Consider the following 26,381-nt stretch of genomic DNA (forward strand, 5'->3'; position numbering starts at 1 on the left):
CCCGGCTCCCCAACCAGACCCCCGACACCAGAGAAGAGGGCGGTGGGGCGGCGCTGGATACACCCGGCGCCGAAATTCGTCCCGTCACCGGCCTGCCCGGTCGACGGGGGAGCACGGCGCCCGGCAGGTCGTCCGGCGTCAGGCCGGTTCGATGGGCAGCCAGAGCTCGCAGGTCGCGGTGCTGAAGTCAGCCGCCCGGTCGAGGACCGCGACGATCGAGGGCCCCGGCCGCAGCCGCCACGGATTGGACGGGAACCACTCGGTCGCGGTCGCCGCCCAGACCGTCTGCAGGGCCTGCGGGTGGGGTCCGCTGGTGCGGAAGACCGCCCACCTGCCCGCTGGCACCTCGATGGCGTCGAGGTCGTCCGGGCCCGCCGTGTCCCGCGAGACGGCGACGCCGTGCAGGTAGGTCAGTTCGCTGCCCTCGGTGGCGTCGGGGTCGACGTCGTCGCTGACCTGCAGCAGGCCCGCCGGCTCGGTGTTGCCGAGTGCTTTGAGCCGGACGTGTTCCTCCTGCGGCAGCGCGGCGATGTGCCGCTGGATGTGCGGGTTGACGCCGTGGTGGATGAGCGGGACGCGGGTGGCGTGTCCGACGAGCCGGAACGCGGGGCGGTCGACGATGCGGGTGTCCATGGCAGTGCTCCCTTCGACGGTCAGGCGGAACCTGAGCTGTGGTTGTGCGCGAAGGGGGCCTCCGTCCCGGCGGACGTCACCGGGGTTGGCGCCGTGGACCGCCCGGAACGCCCGGCCGAACGCCTCGGTCGAGCCGTAGCCGTGCCGGACGGCGATGCCCAGCAGGTCGTCCTCGCCGCGGACGACGTCCGCCGCCGCCACGGTCATGCGGCGTCGGCGCACGTACTCCGACAGCGGCATGCCCGCCAACGACGAGAACATCCGGCGCAGGTGGTACCCGGTCGTGCCGACCGACCTGGCCAACCCGTCGACGTCGAACTCCTCGCCCAAGTGCTCCTCGACCAGGTCGACGAGGCGGTTGAGTGCCGAGATCACGAGGCCTCCTCTCGACCTCAACCCTGACCGGACGCACCCCGGTCGCGCCCGACCGCGGCGAACCGGTCCGATCAGTTTCCACCCCCACTGGCCTCGATCACCCGCCGGCCTGTTGGATATGGTCCGCACTGAATCGCTCACCTACCGTGCATGGAGGTCGACGTCCGGTGATCGGGCATCCCGACGAGCGCGACCTGGAACGGTGGGCGAACGCGGACCTGGCGGCCCTGCGCGACGACCTGGACCACGTGCTCAACGCCGACACCGGCTCGTCGTCCGGGCTGTCGGCGGGTTCCTCGGGCGTGCCACCGTCGTCGCGGCCGCTGTCGGACGCCGAGCTGATCGAAGCCGTGCGGGGCGGGGAGATCCAGGCGTACGGGCAGTTGTTCGAACGGCACGTGCGCGCGGCCCGCACCCTGGCCCGGCACCTGGCCTGGTCCAGCGCGGAGGCCGACGACCTGGTGTCGGACGCGTTCGCCAAGGTGCTCGACACGGTGCGCGCGGGCGGCGGCCCGGACTCGGCGTTCCGCGCGTACCTGCTGACCGCGTTGCGCCACACCGCCTACGACAAGACGCGGCGGGACAAGAAGCTCAGGCTGGCCGACGACGTCGAGGCCGTGTCGGGCGTGGAGAAGGTGACTACGGTGCCGTTCCACGACCCGGCCGTGGCGACGCTGGAGCGGGCCCTGGCGACCAGGGCGTTCGCCAGCCTGCCCGAGCGGTGGCAGACGGTGCTGTGGCAGACCGAGATCGAGGGCCAGTCCGCGGCCGAGTTGGCGAAGCTGCTGGGGTTGACCGCCAACGGCGCGTCGGCGTTGGCCTACCGGGCCCGTGAAGGCCTCAAGACCGCCTACCTGCAGGCGCACCTGGCGGACAACGCCACCAACCGCTGCCGCGCCACCGTCGCGAAGCTGGCCGCGTGGACCAGGGGCGGTCTCACCAAACGGGAAACCGCCCAGGTCGAAGCGCACCTGGACGAGTGCACGACCTGCCGCGCGATGGCCGCCGAACTGGCCGACGTCAACGGCACGCTGCGCGCGGTCGTCGCACCGCTGGTGCTCGGCACGGGCGTGTCCGGCTACCTGGCCACCACCGCGGGCACGGCGAAGGCGGGCTCGGCCGCCGCGAGCCTGGCCGCCACCTCGGTCACCACGACGGCACAGTGGCTCGGCGTGGCGGCGTCGGCCACGGCGGTGGTCGCGGCCCTCGCGCTGGGGCTGAACACCGCGCGGCCGGTCGTGCCGACGGTCGACGCCCAGCCGCCCCCGGCGACGGCCGACCAGCAGCCGCCGGACGTCACCTCGTCGTCCCTTCCCGTCACGGGATCCGTGCCGGGAACGGGGTCCGGCGGGCCGTCGGTGACCACGACCGAGTCGGCCGACCAGCCGGCCGGACCGGTGCCGTCGGGTGCGCCCACGACCACCACGACCGTCGAAGCCCCGGCGCAGCCGCTGGTGCCCGTCGTACCGGCCGGGTTCACCATGGCCACCGGCGGACCGCCCGTCGAGCTGCCCGTCACCGTCCGCAACACCGGCTCGACGCCCCTCGCGCCCACCACGCTGGTGCTGACCCTGCCCGAAGGCGTCCAGGTGGTGGGCGCGGGCAGGAACCTGCGCGGCAGGCCTCTCGTGCGGTTCGACGGCGCGGCACGGGTGGGCTGCCCGGCGGGCAAGGGCACGGTGACGTGCACGACCGAAGCGGAGTTGCCCGCCGGCGGGTCGGTGACGTTCGTGTTCCGACTGCTGGCCGGCCCGAAGTCGGTCGGCGGCACGATCCGCGGCACGGTCACGGCCGGATCGGCGCAGCCCGTGCCCGTGGACGTGCCCCTCACGGTCACGCCCCGGTAGACCGGCGGGTTTGACCCGCTGGGCAGCCGGGTACCTCCGCCTTGTTTATGCCTTGAGACCACAGGGCATTGGAGGGCGCACCATGAGCACAGTCGAATTACCCAGGGACGGCGTGGAACTCGGCCTCCCGGACACCCCTCCCACGCCGAACGAGCTGCTCGGATTGGTCGCCGTCACGTTCCCGGGCACCGGCCACGACCGGCTGGTGGACATCCAGGTGGTCGCCGCGCAGCTGGTCGGCAACGCCTACCGCCACGCGGGCGCGCCTCGTCGGCTGCGGTTGCGCCGGGTGGTCGAGCACGACGTCGTCCGGGTCGAGGTGGAGGACGGCAGCCCCAGCAAGCTCCCGGTCCTGGGGCGTGTCGACACCCCTGAGGACGGCCGCGGCCTGGTCATGGTGAACCGGCTGTCGGTCAACTGGGGCCACGAGTCCCGCAGCGACCGCAAGACGGTCTGGGCCGAGGTCCGACTCGTCTGAATCGTTCCCGTCCACGGGGTGGGCGGTGATGCGACACGGGAGGCGATCGGTGGCGACCACATCTCCTTCACGCACGGGTTTCTCCTGCGATTGCCGCACCGGTGACGGCACGACGGTGATCACGGTGGCCGGTGACGTGGACATCGTCGCGGCGGACCGGATCCAGGACTACCTGGTGCGCGACGAACTCGGGCCGGACGGGATCCGGCTCGACCTGGGCGGCGTGACGTTCATGGGCGTGGCGGGCCTGGCGTTGCTGCTGCACGCGGCCGACCTGTGCCGCGACCAGGGCATGGACCTGACCCTGGTGGCGTCACCCGAGGTCACGCGGGTGGTCAAGCTGATCGACGCCACCGTCGGGCTGGTCGACCACCTGATCCCCGTGACGGCCGACTCCCGATGAGGTCGCCGTCACGTTTCCCGACGGGGGCACGGGGAACCCGGCGTCTACGTCCTGGGCCCTGACTGGGAGTGCCTATTTGCTGGAAGGCTCGTGTTGTGAACGTCGTCGATCGGTCCGCTGACCACGTCGACTTCGATCTGGAGGACACCGTTCCACCTGTGCGCCGCGCACGGAGGTGGATCACCGAGAACGTGCCGGAACTGGACCAGTCGACCCTGCTCGACCTGCTGCTGATCGCCGACGCCCTGCTCACCAACGCGTTCGAGCACGCCAGCGCGCCCCGCCGGTTGCGGCTGAGCCACCGCGGCGGGCACGTGGTCCGGGTGGAGGTCCACGACGGCAGCCCGGAACTGCTGCCGGTGCTGGGCAAGCCCGGCAGCCGCGGCCCGCGCAACAGAGGTCTGCTGATGGTCAACCGGCTGGCGTCGCGGTGGGGCGTCGACCCGGAGCTGGGTCACAAGGCCGTGTGGGGCGAGGTCGTCGCCTGACCACGGCGGTGCTCAGTTGTCGCCGCTCTTGCCGCCACCGCGTTTCCGGTCGTCCTTCTCGTCGTCGTCGTCCTTGTCGTCACCGTTGCCTTTGTCGATGCGTTGCGAGGACACGACTTCGTCAGAGTCGATCAGCGGCGTACCGTTCCGCACGACGAGCCGCAGGCGGTGCGTCTCCCGGAACCTCTTGCCCTCCACACCGGTGAAGTCGATGCCGATGGTCACGGTGTCGGGCCCGGCGGCGGTGGGCGGTGAGCTGACGGTGAGGTCCTTGACGTCCCGCCAGGACCGCTCGTACTGGTCGCGGCCTTGCGCCCGCAGGCCGGGGCCGAGCCGTTCCCAGGCCCGAGCGGTGTCCTTGGGCACCAACGCGTAGTACTCGGCCACCGCCCGCTCCAGCTGTGCGGGGGAGGGCGCCACGCTGCTGGGCGCGGACGTGGACGTGGACTTGACGGCACCGGCCGTGTCGTCGGTGGCCCGGCTGCCGTTGGTCAACACCAGGACCAGCACGACCAGCCCGACGGCGGCCGCGGCGGCCACCGCGATGAGCCCCGCATGGCCGCCGCGCGCCGTTCGCGGGGCCAGAGCGTTCGGGTGCGGCGCCACTGAGGTCCGCGCCGGACCGGTGTGGTACGGCGGACCGGCTGGGTTCGGTGCCACCGCCGTCGGGTGTGGGCCGGTCGGCGACCGGGACGGGTCCGCCTGCTCTGCGCCCGTCCGCGGTGACGGCGGTTGGCCGGTGGGCCAGGGTGTGGGGTCGGCCGGGGCTTGGCCTGCCGGCCAAGGTGTCGGGTCGGCCGGGGCTTGGCCTACCGGCCAGGGTGTCGGGTTGGCCGCGTGAGGGCTCGCCGGCAGGGACGGCGGGTCCGCCGGGTGCAGGTCGAGCCGGGTCGCCGCCGGCCGCGGCACGGTCGGCTCGCGCAGCCGTTCGGCGGCCTGCGCCATGGTCGGCCGGGTGGCCGGGTCGATGCGCAGCAGGTCCAGCAGCACCTCGGTCAGCGGCCCGGCCTGCGTCGGCGGGGCGAAGTGACCCGCCGCGACCGCGTGCAGCAGCGCGATGGCGTTGTCCCCGTCACCGAACGGCGGACGTCCTTCCACCGCCGCGTACAGCGTCGCTCCCAGGGCGAACACGTCCGAGGCAGGTCCGGGCTCACCGCCACGCGCCACCTCGGGCGAGAGGAACGCGGGCGTCCCCGCGAGCAGCCCCGTCCTGGTGACCGTGACGTCCCCGACCGCGCGGGCGATGCCGAAGTCGGTGATCTTCGCGGTGCCGTCCTCGGTCAGCAGGACGTTGCCCGGCTTGACGTCCCGGTGCACGATGCCCGCCGCGTGCGCCGCCGCCAGCGCACCGGCGATCTGCGCCCCGATCCGCAGCACCCGCTCGGCGGGCAACGGGCCCTGCGCGATCAGGTCGGCCAGCGTCCGCGCGGGCAAGTACTCCATGACCAGCACCGGCTTGCCGTCGTCCTCCACGACGTCGTGCACGGTCACCGCGTTCGGGTGCTGCAACCGGGCCGCGATACGCGCCTCCCGCGCCGCACGCCCCACCGCCGCCACCGGGTCGGATCCCTCCGGCACCACGAGCTGCTTGAGCGCGACCACGCGGTCCAAGCGCTCGTCCAACGCCTGCCACACCACGCCCATCGCCCCGGCACCCACGCGCCCGCGCAGCCGGTACCGCCCGGCCACCAAGCGCCCCACGTCCATCACCAGCGAACCCCGTCCTACCCGGTACCAACCGGTCAACCTTACGTACCCGGAAGGCCGTCGCGGGTCACCGGTCAGCCGCATCCACCGGCGACCAGGCCGTTGTCGCACGCCGGCACCACGGCCCGCACGCGGTCGCGGAACCCGAGCTTTCCCCGGCGCGAGGTGCGGCAGGCCGAGGAACGGCGGCGGAACCACTCGTCCGCCGGGGGTGAGCCGGGTCAGCGCCGGCCGCGTCCCGACCCCGCCGCGTCACGCGGGTTGGGCCACACCAGCCATTCGCTCTCCTCTCGTCGTCACGGGCCTGTCGCCCTACGGCTGTCGCTGCGCCCCGTCTTCAGCTGCGGGCAGGTGGTCGCGGACCCAGTGCAGCAGGCCGGGGACGGTGGCCTCGATGATGTCCAGGACTTCCCGGAACGCCTCCGGGCCGCGGTGGTAGGGGTCCGGCACGTCGAGGTCGTCACCGGCGGTCGGGTCGAAGCAGCGCAGGGGTCGGACGCGGTCGGCCGACCCGATGAGTCTCAGCAGCGCCGGTGGCGGGGTGGCGTCGAGCAGCAGCACCAGGTCGGCGGACGACTGCGGTAGCCCGATCCGGGTCGCGAGGTGGCCGGTCGGGTAGCCGTGCTCGGCGAGCACCCGCACCGCGCGCCGGTCCGCCGGTTGCCCCACCCGCCACGGTTCGGTGCCGGCGGTGCTCACCCGCACCCGGTCGGCCAGGGCGTTGCGGCGCAACTGCTCGCGCATCACCAGCGCGGCCATCGGCGAGCGGCACACGTTGTCGCGGCCCACGAAGCTCAGGTGCAACGCGGTCATCGCAACAGCCCTTCGCACGCCGACAACACGATCGCCTCGGTGCTGTCCGGTGTGGCCGGGTCGGCGCCGACCGGTGAACCGCGCAGCGGCGCCGGCCAGCCGTAGGCCACCATGTTGCTGCCGGCGCCGGTGATGTGCGGATCACCCGCACCCCAACCTGCCTCGTACCCACCGCGCCACGACGTCTCGTCGGCCGGCACGTACCCCTGGGTCTCGTTGGCGTAGGCCATGATCCACAGAGGCCCGGTGCCCAACCGCCCCGCCAGCCCTTTGAGCAGCACGTGGTAGCTGCTGAGCACTTCGTGCGCCAACGCGAGCACGGTCAACCCGCCGAACTTCCAGCACTGCAAGGGCATCGGAAAGCTCCGGGGAAAGCTGCCGTCGCCCAGCCGTCTCAGCACGACCTCGGCGTGCCGCACCTCCGCCTGCCCGAGGTGGCCGTCCAACCGCGACCGGTACTTGCGCTCCAACTCGGCCACCGCGCCGGGATCACCCAGATCGACCGAGAACGGCAGCTGCACCTCGATCAGCTCGCCGCGCACCGGCCCCGTCACCGGGGTGAACCGGTCGCGCCGCACCACCTCCAACACGGCATCGGCCAGGACCCGCCCCAGCTCGGCCGGTCGGTGCGGGCCTTGGCCGCCGACCGGATCGTGGTCGCCCGCGGTGCCCTGGAAGAACAACGCCATCACGCCGAGCTCCCGTTCGACCGCCTCCGCCGCGGCGCCCACGAAGTCGCTGTCGAAGACGTCGTCACGGCCGCGGCACACCGGGTGGCAGGTCGCACCGAACAGCACGGCCAGCGGCGCGCCGTCGTCGGTGTCGCGGACCAGTAGCACCGGCACGTCGGTGATGACGTGGTCGAGCCCCGCCCGGTTGAAGCCGATCTCCGCCGAGCCCTCGGCGTAGTGCAGGGTCGCCGGGATCGGCTGCTCACCGACGGTCCGCCGGACCAGTTCGACCACCAGGTCGACGAACAGCGCCGTGGAACCGTTGACCGCGTCGATGTCCGCCGGTTCCAGGCCCATCAGCACGTACGGGTCCGGGTGCGTGTCGCCGAGGAACGGGCCGCTGTGCGTGTGGCTGGCGACGATGAGGAAGTCCGGCGAGGCGACCAGCCGCTCCTGGTCGCACACCCTCCGCCGGATCTCCTGGTGCACGTCACGCGGGATGCCGACCACGTCGACCCGCACCAGCACCCGGACGCCGCGGTCGCCGTCGCGCAAGGTCAGGCAGTGGGCGTGCAGGTCACGGGCCACCGCGCCCTGGCTGCCGCGTTTCGTCCAGCCGTAACCGCCCATCCACAGGCTCGGCCACGGCGGCGCGTGGGGCGTGATGACGAGGTCGTTGTAGGCCACCGCGAACCCGTCCCGGTGCGGCTCGGCGGCGGCGGTGCCCCCGAGCCGGGTGGTGATGACGCCGGTGGCGGCGAGCAGCCCACCCCTCAGCAGGGTACGTCTGGTGATCGTGGTCATGGCTGGTCCTCGGGTGGTGTGCTGGTGCGGGTCAGATCGGGTCGGCGGCCAGTTCGGCGGCGATCCGGGCCGCGACCGGGTACGGCTCCCCGGTCGGCCGGGTGTCGTGCGGCTCACGGCCCCGGCTCCAAGCGGCCCCGCGCTCGGCCCAGTCGTCGAACACCGGTGGCTCACCCGACGCCGTGGTGGCGGGCAGCGCGTCGAGGAACCGCGTCCACCGCGACCGGTAGTAGCCGCCGAGCAGGCCGTGCCAGTCGCGGTGGGCGTACTCATGCAAGGTCGGCGCGGCGTGGACGCTCCACGTGGTGATGATCGTGCGTGCGTTCCACTCCAGCGACGCGCGTTCCTCCTCGTCGTCGGCCCAGCTCCGGGCCTGCGCCAGCCACCGGCCCAGCAGCCAGTCCTCGTGCGTGCCCAGCACCTCCTCGCAGAGGTCCAAGGCACGCAGGAACCGCGCACCGTGCCGCACGACCGCCTCGCGATCACGCGCCTCGTACGCGGCGCGCAACCGGTCGAGCAGCAGCCGACCGCGGTTGGCCAGCACCTGCCTGGTCACGTCGACCAGGTCGTACCGGTAGGTCTCGGTCACCCGCAGCTCCGGCGCCACGGCCAGGAGTTCGGTCAGGCAGGGCGCGAACTCGGCCGGGTCGTAGCGCCACTGCGCCGGACCCCACTGCGACACCGACCCCACCGTGAGCGCCGGTTCGGCCGCGAAAGGAGTCTCGTGCGGTCCTTCACCGCTGGTGTGGCCGGTGGAGGCGTAGGAGTAGGCGGTGCGGAGCAGGATGGCCCACGCCCTGGCCGCGTGCGGGTCGTCACCCCCGTACCGACGGCGGGCGTAGCCGCGCACCCAGACCGCCAGGTCGACCGGTTCCCGCCGCCACGGCGTCTCGCCGAGCAGGTCGAACACGACCGGGTTGTGGCGGATGCCCTCCGGCACGACCGCGGTGCCGACGAGCCGACGGCGCGCCGGGTCGACCCGCACCTCGGGCAGCGTACGACCGGGTTCGACCAGGGTGCCGAACATGCCCAGCCTGCCGCCGAAGTTCCCGATGGTGCCCCAGCACCACGGCGCACCCCAGTAGGCGTCGGTCTCCTGCCACTTGCGCGAGTCGTCGGAGTCGAGGTCGAGCACCACGACCCGGCTCTCGTCGACGGCGTCGAGCAGGTCGCGGCGCGGGTTGGCCTGCCAGCCCTGCACCAGCCACCGCGCTCCCGGCACCGCCCGCGCCAACGCCTCCTGCACGGCGACCGCCGCCGCGCCCAGGTCGGCACCGTCCAGCAGGGACGGCAGCTCCTCGTCGCCCACCTCGTGGAACAGGTCGTTGGAGTAGTGCGTGGTGGTGCCGAAGTGCTCGGCCTGCGCGCGGTAGAACCGGTCCGCCACGGCCGCGTAGAGCGGTTCGGTGCAGTCCAGCCAGTACGGCCGCGGGTGGCCCGCGTAATCGGCCTGCGCGACGACGTGGACGCCCGGGTTCCGCTCGGCGAACACCCGGTCGGGCACGTGGCCGACGAAGGCAGGGAACACCGGCGTGATTTCCAACTCGCGCATCCGGTCCGCGATCCGCCTGCCCAGGTCGCGCCGTCGGTGCAGCAGCCCGGCGCTCACCGGTCCGCTGTGGGCCGACGCGCCCTCGTCGTACCCGGTGATCTCGCCGTACCACTGCCACGGCTGGTGGGCGGGCTGCGCGATCCACTGCCGGACCTCCGACTCCGACAGCCCGAAGTCCTGGAACGTCTCGTACCAGACCACCTCCTGGCCGGTCAGCGCCAGCGCGCGGTTGACGCCGGCCGCGGCGAGGAGGTCCAGCTCCCGCTCCCACTCCGACCAGCCCCAGAACGGTGTGGTGTAGCCGAAAACGGTGAAGTTGTAGGCATAGCGCTCGGCCAGCTCGGTGGACTGCCGGATCGGTCCGTCCGGCGCGGGCACTTCCGCGGGCAGCACGACGCGGTCGCCGTTGCCCGACAGGTGACCGCCCGCCACGTGCTTGAGCCACCAGTGCACGCCCGAGAGCAGGGCGACCGGGCTGCTGCCGGCGACCCGGACCGCCCCGGGCCGACCGCCGATCTCGAACGCGTCGGCCTCGCCGGGCGCCGGTTCGAGCCCTTCGAGGACGAACCCGGCGGCGGCCCTCTCGCCGAGCAGCCTGCCGATCGCCGCACGCACGGGCTCGAGTTCGCGCGCGGTCGCGCCGAACGCGGGGGCGGGCGAACGACCCGCGGCGGCGCCGAGGCCGGTGAGCGCCACGGCGGCCAGCGAGCCGCGCACGAACGTGCGCCGGGGAAAGCCTGGCATGGCGCGGTCCTCTCGTCAGGGTGCGGTCTGCTGCACACCTTCCGAGAGGTCGATGACTTCCGGTTGACGCCATGATGACTTCACCCGGTGCAGCAGCAAGGCCATCTCCGTGATCTCCGCCGCGCCGATCCGCTGGAACAGCGCGAGGGCGGCCTGCCACAGCTCCTCGGCCTCCTCCGGCCGCCGGGCCAGCGAGCCGAGCAGGCGCAGCGCCTGCGCCTGGCCGAACGGGTCGCCGATCTCCCGGTGCAGCCGCAGCGCCTTCCCTGCCAGGTCGCGCGCGGCATCGTGGTGACGCAGGTCCAGTTCCATGCGCGCGGCCTCCACCAGCGCCTGCGCCTCACGCAGCCGGAACCCGGAGTTACGGGCGAGCCTCAGCGCCGCCTGCACCTCGATCAGCCCTTCGCCGGCCCGCCCGGCGGCACGCAGCTCCCGGCCCGCGCCGAGCCAGGCGGTGATCTGCCCCTGCGTGTACCCGGCGTGCGCGCTCAACACCAAAGCCTCGCGGTGCCTGCGCCGGGCGGTGGCCCGGTCGCCGGAACGCAACGCCGTCGAGCCGAGCGTGTTCAACGCGTCCGCCTCGTAACGCATGTTGCCGGTCCGCCTGGCCAGCTCCAACGCCTGCGTGCCGCACTCGACCGCCTCCTCGTAACGCCCGGCCTCGCGGTGCGTGGCGGCGAGGTTCTGCAGCACCTCCGCTTCGTCGTGCCGCGCGTGCAGGCGTCGGTAGGTCTCCAGGGCGGCCTTGTGGTGCGACAGCGACTCGTTCAACCGGCCCTGCCGCAGCCGGACACCGCCGAGGTTGTTGCGCGCGGTCGCACCCGTGTGCGTCAAGCCCAACTTCTCGCACAAGGTAAGCGCGACCTGGAGGTGCTCCTCGGCGCGGTCCAGCTCACCGCGTTCCAGGTGCATGAAGCCGAGGTTCACCAGCGTGGCGGCCTCCGTGCGGCGGTCGCCCAGCTCCCGGCACAACACCAGGGCACGTGACGTGTGCTCCACCGCCGTGTCGACCTCACCCAACTCCAAGTGCACGATGCCGAGGTTGCTCAGCACCACGGCCTCACCCGTCCGTGACCCGGCGGCCCGGTGACCCTCCAGCGCGACGTCCAGGTCGCGCATCGCCGAGTCGTAGTCACCGCGGCTCCAGTGCAGCATCCCGCGGCTGTTGTGCAGGAACGGCACCACGTCCCGCTGGCCGTGCGCCCGTGCGGCGGCCAGTGCCGTGTCGGTGGCGGCGAGCAGGTCCGCGTCCAGCCGGCGCGAGTACAGGTAGCCGCGCACCGCGTCGGCCAGGTGCCAGCACAACTCGGGGGCGGCCGTCGCGGCGTGCTCGATGGCGGCGACGAGGTTCACGTGTTCGGCGGCGAACCAGGCCGCGGCCTCGGCGCCGTTGCCCAGGTAGGGCACCACCGGTTCGCTGCTCGGCGTGGGCCGCGGCAGCCTGCTCAACGTCGGGTTGAGCAGTTCGGCCGCCGCGTCCGCGGTGTGCAGGCAGTGTTCGAGCCAGCGGCGCAGCGCGGCCGTCCGCTCCGGCTCGGGATCCTCCTCCGCGGCTTGCGTGCGCGCGTACAGCCGCAGCAGGTCGTGGAACTGGTAGCGGCGGGGCGCGTGCTGCTGCACCAAGCTCGCCGCGGCCAGGGCTTCGAGCAGCCGCGTGGCCGTGCCGAACGGCACCCCGAGGAGCGCGGCGGCGGCCGGTGCGGTGAAGTCCGTGCCCGGCAGCAGCCCCAGCCGCCGGAACAGCACCTGTGCCTGCGGCGTCAGGGCCGCGTAGGACGCGCTGAACGTGCTGCGCACGGCGGCGCTGTCGTCACCCTCCACGGCCAGGGCCGCCAAGCGGTCGTCCTGCTGCAGTTCGGCCACGTAGTCGGCGATGTCGGGCTGGGGACGGGCGGACAGGTTGGCCGCGGCGATCCGCAGCGCCAACGGCAGCCGCGCGCACAGACCGGCCAGCAGCCCGCTCGCCGCGGGCTCCGCCTCGACCGCGTCGGCGCCGAGGATCGCGGCCAACAACTCCCGCGCCTCGGTCTCCGTGAGCACGTCGAGGGACAACCGGCGGGCGCCCTGCAACGCGGTGAGGCCGCGCAGCTCGCTGCGGCTGGTCACCAAAGCCGCGCAGGCGGCGTCGGCGGGCAGCAGGGGCCGCACCTGGTCGGCGTCGGCCGCGTTGTCCAGCACCACGAGCATCCGCCGCCCGCTCAGCATCGCCCGGTAGTGCGACTCCTGCTCGTCCTGCGCCAGCGGCACCTGCTCGGCGGGCATGCCCAGCACCCGCAGGAAGTAGCCGAGCGCCTGCGTCAGCGACGTCGGCCGCGTGTTCGAGTAACCGTGCAGGTTGACGTGCAGGACACCGTCGGGGAACTCCGCGTTCAACCGGTGCGCCAGGTGGACCGCCAGCGCCGACTTGCCGACACCGGGCGGACCGGACAGGACCACGATCGGGGCGGCCGCCCCGCCGGTGGCGCGCAGCCGTTCCTCGGCCTCGCGGATCAGCTCGTCGCGGCCGACGAAGTCGCCGATGTCGGGTGGCACGGCGGGCCGCACGCGCACCACCCGTGCCGTCGGGGCGGCCAGCGCCGGGTCCTCCCGCAGGATCGCCTCCTGCAGCGCGCGCACCTCCTCGCCCGGCCGCAACCCCAGCTCCTCCACCAGCGTGCGGTCGAGCTCCTGGTAGACGTGCAGCGCGTCGGCCTGCCGGTTGCACCGGTGCAGCGCCAGCATCAGCTGCGCCCAGAACCTCTCCTGGAACGGGTGTTCGGCGGTCAGCGCGGTCAGCTCGCCGACCAGCTCCTCGTGCCTGCCTAGCGCGAGGTCGGCGTCGACCCGCTGTGCCAGCGCCCGCAACCGCTGCTCGGTCAGGGCGGGCACCACGTCCCGGTGCAGCGACTCCGACGGCACGTCGACCAGCGCCGGTCCCCGCCAGAGCGTCAACGCGCGGTGCAGCAGCTCGGCGCGTTCCTCCGGTCGGGTGGCGACGCCTGCCTCTTTGGTCAGGGCGGCGAACCGGCCCACGTCGACCTGCTCGGGGGTGACGTCGACCAGGTACCCGCCGGGGCAGGTGCGCACCACGGCGCCGTCGCCGAGGGCCTGTCGCAGCCGCATCACGTACGCCTGGCACGTGCTGCGGGCCCGGTCCGGCGGTTCGTCGCCCCACAACGCCGTGACCAGCGTGTCGACCGGCACGACCGCACCCGGCTGCTGCAGCAGCGCGGCCAGCACCACGCGGTGCTTGGCCGCCGACAGGGTAACCGCGACCCCGTCCCGTCGCGCGGTCAACGGCCCCAGCACACCGAACTCCCACATCGCCGCCGCCCCACCTGATACGCCATTCGGAGTACTTGAATGGTACGGGTGCCGTCGATCGGTCTTCCGTCGCGCGTCAACGAGCCGTCACTGAACGTCAACAAGCCGTCATCACCCCCTGCCACGGTTCACCCCACATCGCGGAACAGGGGGAGGAACCATGTCGTGCACTTCGCGCGGTCGAACGGGGATGTCGCTGGTCTTGGCGGCACTGGCGCTGGTGGGGCCCGTCGTGCCGCCGTCCGCCGCGGCGGAGCGGGACCGGCCGACGGGCGGGCGGATAGCCGTGCTGCAGGGGGACCGGCTGTACGCCAACGAGGGGGACATAGCGGCGCCGTGGGTGCTCCAGGAGGAGGGTGTGTCCGACTACGACCTCTTCGGTGACCGGATCGGGGTGGTCAGGGCCGGTGCCTTGCTGGTAAAGGAGGGTGATCTGGAGCCGGGTTGGCACACGGTCAACCCCGATTCGGTCACCGGGTTCCAGTTGGAGGACGACCGGATCGGCTACCTCGACCACGGTGAGCTGTGGGTGGTGGAGGGTGCGCTGGACGCCGAGCCGGTGCTCCAGGAGCGGGACGTGCGGGCGTTCCAGCTGCACGGCGACCGGATCGGCGTGCTGAAGAACGATGGCTCGCTGCTGGTGAAGGAGGGTGATCTCGGGCCGGGGTGGGAGGTGATCAACCCCGATTCGGTGACGGATTTCCAACTTTCGGGTGACCGCATCGCCTTCGCGGAAGGCTCCGAGCTGTGGGTCAAGGAGGGTGACCTGAGCGCGGACCCGGTGTTCCAGGAGCGGGACGTGCGGAAGTTCCAGCTCTCCGGTGACCGGATCGGGGTGCTGAAGGCCGACGGCTCGCTGCTGGTGAAGGGCGGCGACCTGGAGCCCGGTTGGTTCACCGTGAACGCCGACTCGGTGACCGACTTCCAACTCGACTACGACCGCATCGCGTTCACCGAGGGCAGTTCGCTGTGGGCGAAGGAAGGGCCGCTGGACGCCGAGCTCGTGCACCAGGAGGACGGCGTGTCCGCGTTCCTGCTCGCCGGCGACCGGGTCGCGGCCGTCAAGGACGGTGCCCTGCTCGTCAAGGCGGGTGACCTCGGGCCGGGCTGGCACACCGCCGCGCCGGCCGACGTCACCGGCTTCCGGCTCGTGCTGCCGCCGCGCGCCTCCGGCCTGGTGTCGTTGGCGGACCTGAAGGCGATCTTCGGCTACCTCGGCGACGAGCGCCTGATCGAGGAGGGCCTGCCCAAGCTGAACGAGGAGATGCGCGAGGGCCGGATCGACAACCCCGCGCGCATCGCCGCGTTCGTCGCGACCCTGCGCCGGGAGAGCGGGTTCCGCTACAACGCCCAGGAGGCGGGCAACCCGAGCAACTACCGCGGTCGCGGCTACATCCAGCTCACCGGCGTCGCCAACTACCGCGGCGCGGGGGAGCACCTGGGCCACGACTTCGTCACCACACCAAACGACGTGGCCACGCTCGAGTGGAGCGCACCTGTCGCCCGCTACTACTGGACCGTCGCCCGACCGAACACCAACGACTACGCCGACGCCCTCGACATGGGCGGCGTCAGCAAGAACATCGGCTACGCGAACCCGGCGCAAGAGGACCCGCGCCGCTGCGCCGACTTCAAGGAAGCCTTGCGCCACTTCAACGGCGGCGAACTCCCACCGGGCCACATCAACTGCAACCGGCGCTGACCCGGCCAGCCGCAACGCCGCGCCCCTCGCATCCCAAACCCGCGGCGACCAGCCACTCACCGCCGGCCAATCCGCGAGGCGCCGGCAATGCCGCCGGATGGTGGGGCCCGGCAACGCGGCCCGTGGGCATCGCCGCGCGGATCTCGATGAGCGGTGCAAGACCAAGTAAATCGATGGCGGCGCTGCGCCGGCAGTGACCCCTCGAGCGGGACCGGACCCATCAGTCACAGCTGGCCCTTGTCGGGGCGCGGAAACTTCAAGGAGGACAACATGACGACCACGTTGGTGAGGCTGCTCCTCGCTGCGGTCATCGCGTTCGGGATCGTGCCGGCGGCACACGCCGGCCAGGTCGCTCGAGCGGCGCCGGACTGCGGTGTGCTCGGCGGTGGTGCGGCGGTCGAGGCGGAGCGTGCGGTCGCGGAGGCCTGCGGGTTGGTCGGTACGCCGTACTCGTGGGGTGGTGGGCACGGCAAGGAGCCGGGGATCACCTACGGCATATGCGATCCGGCGCACGGTGCGCCCAACGACTGCCACGTGCGAGGCCTGGACTGCTCCGGATTCGTCCGGTACGCCTACGCGTTGGCCGTGGGCGAGGACATCATCGACGGGACCACCCGCATCCAGTGGCAGAGTTCGCGGGCGGTCGGCCGGTTCTCGCGGGACGAGGGCTTGGCCCCGCTGGTCCCGGGCGACCTGCTGTTCTACGGCGCCACGGCGGGCAAGATCCACCACGTCGCGATGTACCTCGGTGACGGGTGGATCGTGGAGGCGCCGCAGTCCGGCCAGCTGGTGAAGGTGTCCGACCACTCCCGCCACCGCGACTACTTCGGCGCGCTGCGGCTGTTTCCCGGCGGCACGGGGAGCGGTCCGGCGCCGGGTGCCGATCGGGTCGGGTACGTGGACCACGGTGAGCTGTGGGTCGCCGAGGGCGAGTTGGGTTCCGACCCGGTGTTGCAAGAAGGCGGTGTCCGGCGGTTCGGGATGTCGGGCAAGCGGATCGCCGTGCTCAACGACCAGGGTGCGTTGCTGGCGAAGGAAGGCGACCTCGGTCCGGGCTGGCAGGTGGTGAACCCGGACTCGGTGACGGACTTCCAGCTGTGGGGCGACCGGATCGGCTACCTCGACCACGGCGAGCTGTGGGTCAAGGAAGGCGGTCTGGACGCCGATCCGGTGTTCCAGGAGGCGGATGTGCGGAAGTTCCAGCTTCACGGCGACCGCGTCGGCGTGCTCAAGCAGGATGGCACGCTCCTGGTGAAGGAAGGTGATCTCGGACCGGGGTGGATCACCGCCGAGACCGGTGTGGCGGACTTCCAGCTCTTCGGTGCGCGGATCGGCGTGCTGAAGAACGGCGAGCTGCTGGTGAAGGACGAGGAGCTGACCGCGCCGTGGGTGTCGCAGGAGCACGGCGTGAGCCGGTTCCAACTGTCCGGCGACCGCATCGCCGCCCTGGTGGGCGAGGCGCTGCTGGTGAAGGAGGGCGACCTCGGCCCCGGTTGGGAAACCGTGGCCGCCGATTCGGTGGCCGACTTCCAGCTCGACACCGACCGGATCGCCGTGCTGGAGGGGTCCGGTGAGCTGTTCGCCAAGGAAGGCGACTTGACCGCGCCGTGGGTTTCCCAGGAACAAGCGGTCGATGCTTTCCAACTCGACGGTGTGCGCGTCGCGGTCGTGCGGAATGGTGCCCTGATGGTCAAGCACGGCGACCTCGGTCCGGGATGGCTGACGGTCAACCCCGACTCGGTCACGGCATTCCAGATCGGTGCCGACCTCAACATCCCGACCCGTCTCTGACGGTCTCGCTTTTCCACACTCTCCGGCCTTCCCGGTAATTGCCAAGGGAGGTCGGAGAGTGGTGTGCGGTGCAAATGGGCAAACGGGATGGGGCAGTGCGTCGAAAGGGTGGGGATCAGGCGCGAAGGGTGGTGTGCTGGAAGGCTCGGCATTGTCGCGTGGAGATGCGGTCATACGGAGATGTCATCGCATGGAGGCCCGGCGACCTGGAGATGCGGTCACATGAAGCCGCCCCCGACCGCGGTTGCGGTCGGGGGCAGCCCCTGAGTGTGCTCAGCAGATGCGGACCGGCGGGGTCTGGAAGCGGCGTTGGCCGCGGACGTCCATCCAGCCGACGATGTCCTGGCCGCACTGCAGGTTCTGCTCGAGCCAGGCCGTGCCCTTCGTCTCGTCGGGGTAGATCTCGACCTCCTCCGGGGACGCGTGGCTGCCACCGGCGTGGTCATAGCCGAAACGCACCCAGACAGGGTTGCCGGAACCCTTGGCGTACACGACTCCGACATTGCGGGCCTCGACGGCCAGGCACAGCATGCCGCTGTCCAGCGAATTGCACCCGTAGCCGGACTCCAGAGGTGCGGCGGAGGCCGGTGTCACCACCACTCCGACGCTCAGCGCGGCGGCGATCAACAAAGCTGACAGAGACTTCCTCACGGTGAACCCCCAGATTCGATTGCGTTGGATCGTCCGTTTTTCGATCCGGTTACCACGGTATGCAGGGTCTTGGTTGCTGTCGATTACCCGATGGTGTGAACGCGGAGCCGGAAATTATTTCGGGCACTTCGGTCGGTCCGGGTGGGAAGTGGGCCTTGACGGCTGTTCGATAATGGGGTGAACCTGGGAGGTCTGGATGACGCAGCCCACGTTCCTGCTCGGTACCGGCAGGCCGTCGCTCGCCCTGGACGACCTCCCGGAGCCGGAAGAGGTCTTCCGCGTCCGCCGTCTCGGCCCGCGCCAGGTGGTGCAGTTCGTGGTCGGCCCGAGCCTGATCGCGTTGGGCATCTCCATCGGCAGCGGCGAGTGGCTGTTGGGGCCGCAGGCCGTCGGCCAGTACGGGTTCATCGGCGTCGGCTGGGTCATCCTCGTCTCCGCCGTGCTCCAGACCTGCTACAACGTCGAGATCTCCCGGTACGTCGTGGCGACCGGCGAGGTGCCGGTGGTCGGCTGGGGCCGGGTGCCGCCGGGCTGGAAGTTCTGGGTGCCGTTCTCCTTGCTGCTGTTCTACTTCGCGTTCATCTTCGGCGGTTGGGCGGCGGGCGCGGGGCAGGGTTTGTTCGCGCTGATCACCGGGCGGGTGCACCAGCCGAACGAGGTCGAGTGGGTGCGGCTGCTCGCGATCGGGCTGCTCGTCGTGGTCTTCCTGATCACGCTGACGGCACGCTTCGAGGCGCTGGTCCGCAACTTCACCGATGCCGTGCACGCCACCAGCCCGCGGCTGCGCAAGCTGGTCGAAGGCGACCCGCGGCGGTTCTGCTACCCGTTCATGCTGCTGGTGCTGGCCGTCATCGCGGGCGCGCTGCACCTGGCGCTGCCGGTGGAACTGGTGCAGATCTCGGCCAACATGTCGAACCTCGGCGCGCTGATCTTCCCGTTCGCGTTGATGTACCTGAACTCGAAGCTGCCGCGACCGGCCCGGCCGAGGCCGTGGCACTACGTCCTGTTGGTGCTGAACGTGCTGTTCTTCGGGTTCTTCTTCGTCAACTTCGCCTACGAGTTCATCACCGGCACCGCGCTGGTCCGCTTCTGACGACGGCGCGGTCGGCCGGAGTCCGGACGGACGCCGCCAGGTCAGGCGGGGGTCGTGCCCAGGTAGACCGTGGCCGTCGCCTCACGTTGTTGCAGCGGGTTGTGGAAGCGGACGACCTCGGCGCGGGCCCGGTCGAACCGGTCGGCGAGCGCCGCGGTGCAGGCGTCGTCGGGAGGTTCGTTGGACCAGAGGGCGAACACGCCGCCGGGGTCCAGGCGGGCGGCCACGCGGCGCAGGCCTTCGGGTTGGTAGAAGTCGGCGTTGTCCGGGTGGAGCAGGTGCCGGGGCGAGTGGTCGATGTCGACGATGATGGCGTGGAAGCGCCGTTCGGGGTCCGCCGGGTCCAGACCCTGGTCGGAGCGCGAGAGCGCGAAGAAGTCCGCGTGGACCAGCCGGCAACGCGGATCGGACGCCAGCGCCTGCCCACCGGGCAGCAAGCCGCGCTGGTGCCACTCGATGACCTCGCCGAGCGCGTCGATGACGATCATCGACCGCACGTCCGGGTTCTCCAGCACGGTCCGCGCGGTGTAGCCCAAGCCCAGTCCGCCCACGACGACGTCCAGCGGCCCGTGCAGGTCCGCGAGCGCCAAGTGCGCCAGTTCCACCTCGGACACGGTGAACAGGCTGGACATCAGGAACTCGTCGTTGAGCTTGATCTCGTGGACCTCGCGGTCGAAGACGGGGTCCCACCGGCGGCGCAGCACCAGTTCGCCCAGCGGCGTCCGACGCCAGTCCAGTTCCTGGAAACGCGCACTCATCGGGTTACCTCCGGGTCGGTCCTCGACGGTGTGGTCGAGGACCACAGTGGACCGCGGGCACGCGCCGAGCGCGCGGCGGGACCATCGTCGCAGCACGGTCCCGACCGGGTGTAGGCAGGTCCCGGCCGGAGTGGGGGCGGCTCCGGCCGGGACCCGGTGACTCGACGGTCAGGCGGGTCCGTCGAGGAGTTCGGCGAGCAGGCCGCGCACGCGGCGGTCGATGTCGTCGCGGATCGGGCGGACGGCGTCGACGCCCTGGCCGGCCGGGTCTTCGAGGTCCCAGTCGAGGTAGCGCTTGCCCGGGAAGACGGGGCAGGTGTCGCCGCAGCCCATGGTGATGACGACGTCGGAGGCCTCGACGTCCTCGGTGGTCAGCTTGGACGGCACTTCGGAGGTGATGTCCAGGCCGAGTTCGGCCAGCGCCTCGGCGGCGGCGGGGTTGACCTGGTCGGCGGGCGCGGAGCCGGCCGAACGGACCGTGACGCGACCGAGGGCGTAGTGCTGGAGCAGGGCGGCGGCCATCTGCGAGCGACCGGCGTTGTGGACGCAGACGAACAGGACTTCGGGCTTGGTGCGGCTCAACGGACGTGTCCTTCGGTGACGGTGGTGACGGTCGGTTCGGCCGGGTGGAGAGTGCGCAGGAGCGGCACGGCCACCACGACGGCGACGAGCTGCGCCAGCACGAACACCGGTACGGACGACGGCGCGATCCCGGCGAACGAGTCGCTGAACACGCGGCCGACGGTGATGGCGGGATTGGCGAAGCTGGTGGAGCTGGTGAAGAAGTACGCGGCGCCGATGTACGCGCCCACGGCGGCCGGTGCGAGCGCGGCCCGGCCCGTGCGGACCAGCGAGAAGACGACCAGCAGCAGGCCGGTGGTGGCGACGACCTCGGACAGCCCGTGCGCGAGCGTGGCCCGTTCGGTGGTGCTGATGCTGACCGGCGCCGCCTCGAACATCGTGTTGGCCAGCACCGCGCCGGTGACGCAACCGAGCACCTGGACCAGCGCGTACGGCGGCACGTCACGCCAGGGCAGACCGCGGAACGCGGCGTCCACGACGGACACGACCGGGTTGAAGTGACCGCCGCTGACCGGCCCGAAGACCAGGATGATGGCGTACAGGCCCACGGCGGTGGCCGCGGCGTTCTCCAGCAGTTGCAGGCCGACGTCGCCGGGTGAGAGGCGTTGCGCGGCGATGCCGGAGCCGATCACCAGGGCGGCGAGCAGCAGGCTGCCGAGGTACTCGGCCAGGAGCCGGTGGGGGAGCGGGCGGGGCATTCAGGATCCCTCGACGGCGGGGCGGACGGCGGGCACGAGGCGTTCGACGCGATCGGAGAGGTCGTGGAAGGCGGCGTCGAACGCGTCCGGCGTCCCGACCGCGGCCGGATCGGGCACGGACCAGTGCAACCGGTCGGCGTCGTCGGTGAGTTCCTCGTGGGCGTTGTCGCACACCGCGACCACGAGGTCGTCGGGACGCAGCACGTCGTCGAGGCGCTGAGGGCGGGCACGGGTCAGCGACAGCCCGTGCGTGCGGGCCGTGGCGACGGCCAGCGGGTGCACGCGTTGTGCCGGTCGGGTGCCCGCGCTGGCGGCCGGGACGCTGCTGCGCCGCTTCCACAGCGCGGCGGCCAGCTGCGAGCGGGCCGAGTTGTGGCTGCACACGAACACCACGCGTGGCGCCTGCCGGAGGCCGCTCGGCACGAGGTCGCCGAGCGCGGCGGTGCGCAGCCGCAGGTAGGTGCGCCGGTGGTCGCCCTCCGACCGGGACCGCTCCACGATCCCCGCCTGTTCGAGCAGCTTCACGTGGTGGGCGAGCAGGTTGCTGGGCAACCCGAGCTCGCGACCGACCTCGCCGGGTGAGGCGTCGCCGAGCACGAGCAGGTCCACCACGGCCAGCCGGGCGGGCTCGCCCAACGCCGCGTGCACGCGTGCGCGCGCCACCGTGCCCGAAGGCCAGTCAGTACCCATTGACTCAATGATGCTTGAGCAGTTCGCCGCCGTCAACAGCGGCGGGCGTCACCGCGCGCGTTGCGCCGGGTCGGGCACCTGAGCGACCAGCTCCTCGGGCGCGGACAGCCGCCAGGCCTCGAAGACCAGCTCGGACAGCTCGTCGGCCTCGATCCCGGCCAGGTAGACGACCACCCAGCCGAAACCGCCGGAGGTGAACTGCTCCTCGAACACGTCCGGCCGATCGGCCACCAGCGCCTGCTGCTCGGACAGCAGTTGCTTCAGCCCGACGGTCTGCGTGCGCGGCCAGTAGTAGCCGAACCGCTTGCCGTGCACGCTGAAGGAGCTGTAGTCGCTGCCTTCAGCGCGCTTGACGTCGACGAGCGCGTTCACAATGCGGATGAACTCGTCACTACTCACTGTCACCGGGTCCCCCCACCGAAGTCAGGCGCACAGTGTAGGTCGGCCCGGACGGGAGCGAGGCGGCCGCCGCAACCACGCTCAGCACCGCCCACGATCGTGGCCGCCGATGTGCGGCCACCGGCGGCGCGGGTGACACTGGGCGGGCCGTGGTCCGTCTACAAGGGACGGTCGCATGCTGTTGCGCACCGAGTCCGGGTTCCCCGAGTTGATCAGGCCCATGCTGGCGTCGTCGGGGCAACTGCCGACGGGGGCCGGGTGGGCGTTCGAGTTCAAGTGGGACGGTGTCCGAGCGGTCACCTACGTGCGCGGTGATCGGGTGCGGGCGATGACCCGCAACGACCTGGAGGTCTCCGCGACTTACCCGGAGGTGCGGGCGCTGTCGTCACTTCTGGGTGAACGTGAGGCTGTGTTGGACGGCGAGATCGTCGCTCTCGGTGCCGGGAAGCAGCCCGACTTCGGCCGGTTGCAGGCCCGGATGCACGTCGTCCGGCCAGGTGACGACCTGGTGGCTCGCGTGCCGGTCGTGTACTACGTGTTCGACCTGCTCCACGTGGACGGCCGGTCGCTGCTCGGCGCACCGTACGCGCAACGGCGGCAGGAGCTCGCGGACCTGGGGCTGGGCGGGCGTGCGGAGGTGCGCGTGCCGCCGACGTTCATCGAGGCGCACGGCGAGGACGTGCTCTCGGTGGCCGAGGACTACGGGCTCGAAGGCGTGGTGGCCAAACGGGTGACGTCGCGCTACGAGCCGGGGCGGCGGTCGACGGCTTGGGTGAAGGTGCCGTTGGTGCGCACGCAGGAGGTGCTGATCGGCGGCTGGCGGCCCGGTGACGGACGTCGTGCGGGCACGATCGGGTCGTTGTTGTTGGGGGTGAGGTCCGACGACGGGCTGCGGTACGTGGGCAAGGTCGGCACCGGGTTCACCCACTCGGCGTTGCTGGACCTGCAGGAGCGGCTGCGGCCGTTGGCACGGCAGGGTTCGCCGTTCGTCGACCCCGTGCCCGCCGACCACGCCCGCCGCGCGCACTGGGTGCGGCCGGAGCTGGTCGGCGAGGTCGAGTACCGCACGTGGACGACCGACGGACGGTTGCGGCACTCGTCGTGGCGGGGGCTGCGGCCGGACAAGGACCCCGACGAGGTCCGGCTGCCGACGCCGTGACCCGGAATTGTCGGTGCCGCCTGTTAACGTCCGCCGTGATCCGATCAACAGGGGGCGGACCGGTGGAGGACGAGGAAAAGGCGGCGCTGTCGCTGTTCCTGAACGCTCAGCGCGGTGCCGTGTTGGCGATCCTCGAAGGACTCGACGAGGACGCTGTGCGGACGGCGGTCCTGCCGTCGGGTTGGACGCCGCTGGGCATGGTCGAGCACCTCGGTTACGCCGAGCGGCACTGGTTCCAGGAGATCCTCCGCGGCCACGCCGACCCCTTACCGTGGCCGGACGACCCGACACTCCTCACCACGCCACGCGGACCGGCGGAGGTCTTCGCCTTCTACCGGGAGCAGTGCGAGCGGTCGAACGCCGTCCTCGCCACCACGCCGCTGGACACCCGCCCGGTGGGCCGGTTCCCCGACCCGTTGGGGGCCGAGACCACCGACCTGCGCCGGATCGTGCTGCACATGATCGAGGAGACCGCCCGCCACGCCGGCCACCTCGACGCGGTGCGGGAACTGCTGGACGGCAAGACCGGCCTCGGACCACGCTGACCGGGCCAAGCCACCGCCCGGCCAAGCCGCCGCCCGAACCACCCGGCCAACCGCGTCCGCCGCGGGGCTGCCGCATCCGCCAGGTCGGGCGACCGCATCGGGAGGGTGGGGCGACGGCATCAGCCAAGCGGTGCTGCCGTGTCCGCGCCTTGGGCAGCAGCATCCGCCAGGGTCGGGCGGCGGCGTCCGTCGGCTGGGGCTGCGGTGGCCGTCCGAGCATGGAAGTCAGCGAGCGTTACCCCAGCCACCTCCTGACCTGCACTTTCGCCGATGGCCGTGTGCACGATCGGGTGATCATGCTGCCGGCATCAAAGAACACGGTGTTATTATTCGTCTGAAACGTCGGGAGAAACAACAAGGCCCGCCTCGACCGGCCACATGCCCCCAGCGGCCCACTGCCCTCTCGGCCACCGCCCGCCGGACGGTGCCGCCGCAACAGCGGCATCGCCGGGTCGGGGACCGCGTCCGCCGGGTTGGGCGGCGGCATCCGTCAGGTCGGCGACGGTGTCCGCCGGGTGGGGCGACCGCATCCGTCGCGCTGGGCCGCCGTCGCGCGGGGCCGCCGTGTCCGCGCCTTGGGCAGCGGCATCCGCCAGGGTCGGGCGGCCGCGGTGGCACACCGGCTGGCCGCTGCCACCGTGCCGGCCGGCCGGGACGACTGCGTGGCGGTTGGGACACCACGAGGCGGTCGGGGGCTAGCGTGGGGTGGTCGCGTTGGCGGCTGGTCGGGGGTGTTGTGGTGGGCACCAGCGGCCGGGGCGGGGGACCGTGACCGTCGGTGCGAACGGGGTCAGCAGGCGCAGCACGGTGGCCAGGCGGGGTAGGTGGTCGGTGGGCTCGTGGATCCAGCGCACCGGGCCGTCCGCGGTGACGCTGGGTGGCAGCGGCAGGTGGTGACCGTTGTCCAGCAGCCTCATCCGTGGTGGCAGGGGTGATCGGGCGGCGTCGGTGGTGTCGACCAGGAATGCCCAGAGGTCGGTCGACAGGGCCAGGGCCGGTAATGCCGCCTCGACTCGCTCGCCGAGCCGGGCGTCCACCAGCAGGCCGCCGATGCCGCGTCCGGTGGGCAGCAGCACGTTGCCGTCCGCCAGCACGAGCGGCCAGCGCTTGGCGATGGCCAGGCGTTCCACGGTGGCGTGCACCTGGTTGGCGTAACGGGTGGCCGCGCAGGCCGCTGAGTCGTCCATGGATCCCCCATCCCTCGGTGGAAGCACTCGACAGGGGTTCGGTGCGGCGGCCAAGTCGGTTCGACCACTCGATCAGGTGACTGGCGGGCGGGTGGTGGAGGCACGGCTTAGCGTGGCCGCCGTGTCGGTGCGGCTGAGCGAGTCGATCATCACGCTGGTGCTGTTCGCCCTGCTGGTGCCGGTGGCGGTGCTGCCGTGGGTGCACTGGCAGTACCGGCGTCACGGTCGGCTGCGCGGGTGGACGGCGGTCGTGGCGGCGGCGGGCGCGCTGTACGGGTGCGGTCTGCTGGCGTTCACGCTGTTCCCGCTGCCGGACGTGACCGGCGGGTTCTGCACGGGCCGGACGGCGCACGACTACTGGCAGCCCCGGCCGTTCGCGTCGCTGGACGACATCGCCGCCGCCGGGTTCTCGCCGACCAGCCCCGCGTTCCTCCAAGTGGCGCTGAACGTGGTGCTGTTCGCCCCACTGGGTTTCCTGCTGTGCTACCGGTTCCGGCGCGGTGTCGTGGTCGCGACCGCGATCGGGCTGCTGGTGTCGCTCGCGGTGGAGACGATTCAGGGCACGGCGGTGTTCGGCCTCTACCCGTGCCCGTACCGCATCGCCGACGTGGACGACCTGATGACCAACACGGCGGGCACGGTCGTCGGGTGGCTGCTCGCGCGGTGGGTCGGCCGGTGGCTGCCCGCGGCCGTGCCGGAGCCCGTGGCCGACACCGGGCCGCCCGGCCTGGTGCGCCGGGGGCTGGCGTTCGCGGGCGACCTGCTCACCATGGCCCTGGTGCAGATCGCGTGCCGGGTGGTGCTCGTGCTGGTAGGTGAGGGCACCGGGACGCATCGGCTGACGGACCTCGCGGTGTCCGACTGGTTCGGGGCCGTGCTCGGCGTTCTGGTGCCGGTGGTCTCCACGGTCGTCGTGCCGCTGCTGCGCGCCGACCGGGCCACGCCGGGGCAGGTGGCGTTCAACCTCGCCCTGACCGACGCGCGCTCGGGCGGCATGGCGCCGGCGCGGGCGGTGGTGCTGCGGTTCGTGGTGTGGTGGCTGCCGGTCCTGCTGCTGATCTCGACCGGGCACGGCGGTGTCGTGCTGTTCGCGGCCGTCGTGGTCGGCCTCGCCGCCCGCTCCCGCACCGACCGCCGCGGCCTGCTCGGCCTGATCTCCGCCACCGACACCACCACCGCGAGAGTCCTGCGTTCAGCGCGCGAGAGTCCAACGCCCAGCACCCCTGAGTTCAACATTCGGCATAAGTACGAGCCCTAAACTTGCCGTTTAAGGTCCCGGTCGGTGACGTGCACCCCGGTTGATCATGG

At 72.0% G+C, this 26,381-nt stretch carries 23 protein-coding genes; 10 read left to right on the plus strand and 13 right to left on the minus strand.

Annotation, left to right across the window (positions count from 1 at the left end; translation table 11 throughout):
- Positions 1-138: 138 nt before the first annotated feature.
- Positions 139-1,008 (minus strand): AraC family transcriptional regulator, encoded by an 870-nt coding sequence (locus tag A6A25_RS27335; RefSeq protein WP_073894924.1) that lies wholly within the window; start codon positions 1,006-1,008, stop codon positions 139-141.
- A 167-nt stretch (positions 1,009-1,175) separates the two neighbouring features.
- Here A6A25_RS27335 and A6A25_RS27340 point away from each other — a divergent pair, with 167 nt between their 5' ends.
- The 4 genes from A6A25_RS27340 to A6A25_RS27355 all read left to right on the plus strand — a co-directional run bounded on the left by A6A25_RS27340 (position 1,176) and on the right by A6A25_RS27355 (position 4,224).
- Positions 1,176-2,855: a sigma-70 family RNA polymerase sigma factor gene (locus tag A6A25_RS27340; RefSeq protein WP_073894926.1), complete on the plus strand. Its 1,680-nt coding sequence runs from the start codon at positions 1,176-1,178 to the stop codon at positions 2,853-2,855.
- 82 nt (positions 2,856-2,937) lie between these two features.
- Entirely contained in the window at positions 2,938-3,333 is a 396-nt protein-coding gene (locus A6A25_RS27345; RefSeq protein ID WP_143193451.1) for an ATP-binding protein, read from the plus strand.
- A gap of 28 nt (positions 3,334-3,361) precedes the next feature.
- The gene (locus A6A25_RS27350; protein WP_143193452.1) at positions 3,362-3,736 is read left to right on the plus strand and encodes an STAS domain-containing protein; all 375 of its coding nucleotides are present in this window, start codon (positions 3,362-3,364) and stop codon (positions 3,734-3,736) included.
- 158 nt (positions 3,737-3,894) lie between these two features.
- A complete protein-coding gene (locus A6A25_RS27355) occupies positions 3,895-4,224 on the plus strand; it encodes an ATP-binding protein (protein ID WP_073894981.1) in 330 nt (109 codons plus the stop codon).
- A 12-nt stretch (positions 4,225-4,236) separates the two neighbouring features.
- Here A6A25_RS27355 and A6A25_RS27360 read toward each other — a convergent pair whose 3' ends face one another.
- The 5 genes from A6A25_RS27360 to A6A25_RS27380 form a co-directional block, all read right to left on the minus strand.
- Positions 4,237-5,931, minus strand: coding sequence for a serine/threonine-protein kinase (locus A6A25_RS27360; RefSeq protein ID WP_073894983.1), 1,695 nt, complete (start codon positions 5,929-5,931; stop codon positions 4,237-4,239).
- A gap of 312 nt (positions 5,932-6,243) precedes the next feature.
- Entirely contained in the window at positions 6,244-6,744 is a 501-nt protein-coding gene (locus A6A25_RS27365) for an arsenate reductase/protein-tyrosine-phosphatase family protein (RefSeq protein ID WP_241828940.1), read from the minus strand.
- A complete protein-coding gene (locus tag A6A25_RS27370) occupies positions 6,741-8,219 on the minus strand; it encodes a hypothetical protein (protein WP_073894933.1) in 1,479 nt (492 codons plus the stop codon). The genes A6A25_RS27365 and A6A25_RS27370 overlap by 4 nt, the downstream gene beginning before the upstream one ends.
- 31 nt (positions 8,220-8,250) lie before the next feature.
- A complete protein-coding gene (locus A6A25_RS27375) occupies positions 8,251-10,515 on the minus strand; it encodes an alpha-N-acetylglucosaminidase (RefSeq protein WP_073894935.1) in 2,265 nt (754 codons plus the stop codon).
- A 15-nt stretch (positions 10,516-10,530) separates the two neighbouring features.
- Positions 10,531-13,818, minus strand: coding sequence for an AfsR/SARP family transcriptional regulator (locus A6A25_RS27380; RefSeq protein WP_073894938.1), 3,288 nt, complete (start codon positions 13,816-13,818; stop codon positions 10,531-10,533).
- Between the two features lie 190 nt (positions 13,819-14,008).
- Between A6A25_RS27380 and A6A25_RS27385 the strand changes: the two genes are divergently transcribed.
- Both A6A25_RS27385 and A6A25_RS27390 read left to right on the plus strand, forming a co-directional pair.
- Positions 14,009-15,520: a hypothetical protein gene (locus A6A25_RS27385; RefSeq protein WP_073894940.1), complete on the plus strand. Its 1,512-nt coding sequence runs from the start codon at positions 14,009-14,011 to the stop codon at positions 15,518-15,520.
- Positions 15,521-15,790: 270 nt separating this feature from the next.
- Positions 15,791-17,311, plus strand: coding sequence for a C40 family peptidase (locus A6A25_RS27390; RefSeq protein WP_073894942.1), 1,521 nt, complete (start codon positions 15,791-15,793; stop codon positions 17,309-17,311).
- 273 nt (positions 17,312-17,584) lie between these two features.
- Here A6A25_RS27390 and A6A25_RS27395 read toward each other — a convergent pair whose 3' ends face one another.
- Entirely contained in the window at positions 17,585-17,941 is a 357-nt protein-coding gene (locus A6A25_RS27395) for a hypothetical protein (RefSeq protein WP_073894944.1), read from the minus strand.
- A gap of 217 nt (positions 17,942-18,158) precedes the next feature.
- Here A6A25_RS27395 and A6A25_RS27400 point away from each other — a divergent pair, with 217 nt between their 5' ends.
- On the plus strand, positions 18,159-19,055 hold the full coding sequence (locus tag A6A25_RS27400; protein WP_073894946.1) for a hypothetical protein: 897 nt from the start codon (positions 18,159-18,161) through the stop codon (positions 19,053-19,055).
- Between the two features lie 41 nt (positions 19,056-19,096).
- On the opposite strand, the gene A6A25_RS27405 is transcribed toward A6A25_RS27400, so the two are convergent.
- The 5 genes from A6A25_RS27405 to A6A25_RS27425 all read right to left on the minus strand — a co-directional run bounded on the left by A6A25_RS27405 (position 19,097) and on the right by A6A25_RS27425 (position 22,188).
- Entirely contained in the window at positions 19,097-19,813 is a 717-nt protein-coding gene (locus tag A6A25_RS27405; RefSeq protein ID WP_073894987.1) for a spermidine synthase, read from the minus strand.
- Between the two features lie 168 nt (positions 19,814-19,981).
- A complete protein-coding gene (locus A6A25_RS27410; protein WP_198932881.1) occupies positions 19,982-20,395 on the minus strand; it encodes an arsenate-mycothiol transferase ArsC in 414 nt (137 codons plus the stop codon).
- Positions 20,392-21,093, minus strand: coding sequence for an aquaporin (locus A6A25_RS27415; RefSeq protein ID WP_073894948.1), 702 nt, complete (start codon positions 21,091-21,093; stop codon positions 20,392-20,394). The genes A6A25_RS27410 and A6A25_RS27415 overlap by 4 nt, the downstream gene beginning before the upstream one ends.
- Positions 21,094-21,783: an arsenate reductase/protein-tyrosine-phosphatase family protein gene (locus A6A25_RS27420; protein ID WP_073894950.1), complete on the minus strand. Its 690-nt coding sequence runs from the start codon at positions 21,781-21,783 to the stop codon at positions 21,094-21,096.
- Positions 21,784-21,831: 48 nt separating this feature from the next.
- Positions 21,832-22,188, minus strand: a complete 357-nt coding sequence (locus A6A25_RS27425; RefSeq protein ID WP_073894952.1) for an MmcQ/YjbR family DNA-binding protein — start codon at positions 22,186-22,188, stop codon at positions 21,832-21,834.
- A 169-nt stretch (positions 22,189-22,357) separates the two neighbouring features.
- On the opposite strand from A6A25_RS27425, the gene ligD reads away from it, so the two are divergent.
- Together ligD and A6A25_RS27435 are read left to right on the plus strand one after the other, a co-directional pair.
- On the plus strand, positions 22,358-23,341 hold the full coding sequence (ligD, locus tag A6A25_RS27430) for a non-homologous end-joining DNA ligase (RefSeq protein ID WP_241828941.1): 984 nt from the start codon (positions 22,358-22,360) through the stop codon (positions 23,339-23,341).
- 62 nt (positions 23,342-23,403) lie between these two features.
- The gene (locus A6A25_RS27435) at positions 23,404-23,886 is read left to right on the plus strand and encodes a DinB family protein (RefSeq protein WP_198932882.1); all 483 of its coding nucleotides are present in this window, start codon (positions 23,404-23,406) and stop codon (positions 23,884-23,886) included.
- A 695-nt stretch (positions 23,887-24,581) separates the two neighbouring features.
- Here A6A25_RS27435 and A6A25_RS27440 read toward each other — a convergent pair.
- Complete coding sequence (locus tag A6A25_RS27440) at positions 24,582-25,073, minus strand: hypothetical protein (RefSeq protein ID WP_073894954.1); 492 nt, start codon at positions 25,071-25,073, stop codon at positions 24,582-24,584.
- Between the two features lie 121 nt (positions 25,074-25,194).
- Between A6A25_RS27440 and A6A25_RS27445 the strand changes: the two genes are divergently transcribed.
- Positions 25,195-26,331, plus strand: a complete 1,137-nt coding sequence (locus A6A25_RS27445) for a VanZ family protein (protein ID WP_158073830.1) — start codon at positions 25,195-25,197, stop codon at positions 26,329-26,331.
- Positions 26,332-26,381: the final 50 nt, after the last annotated feature.

The sequence above is a fragment of the Saccharothrix sp. CB00851 genome (genome assembly GCF_001905065.1).
Lineage (GTDB): Bacteria > Actinomycetota > Actinomycetes > Mycobacteriales > Pseudonocardiaceae > Actinosynnema.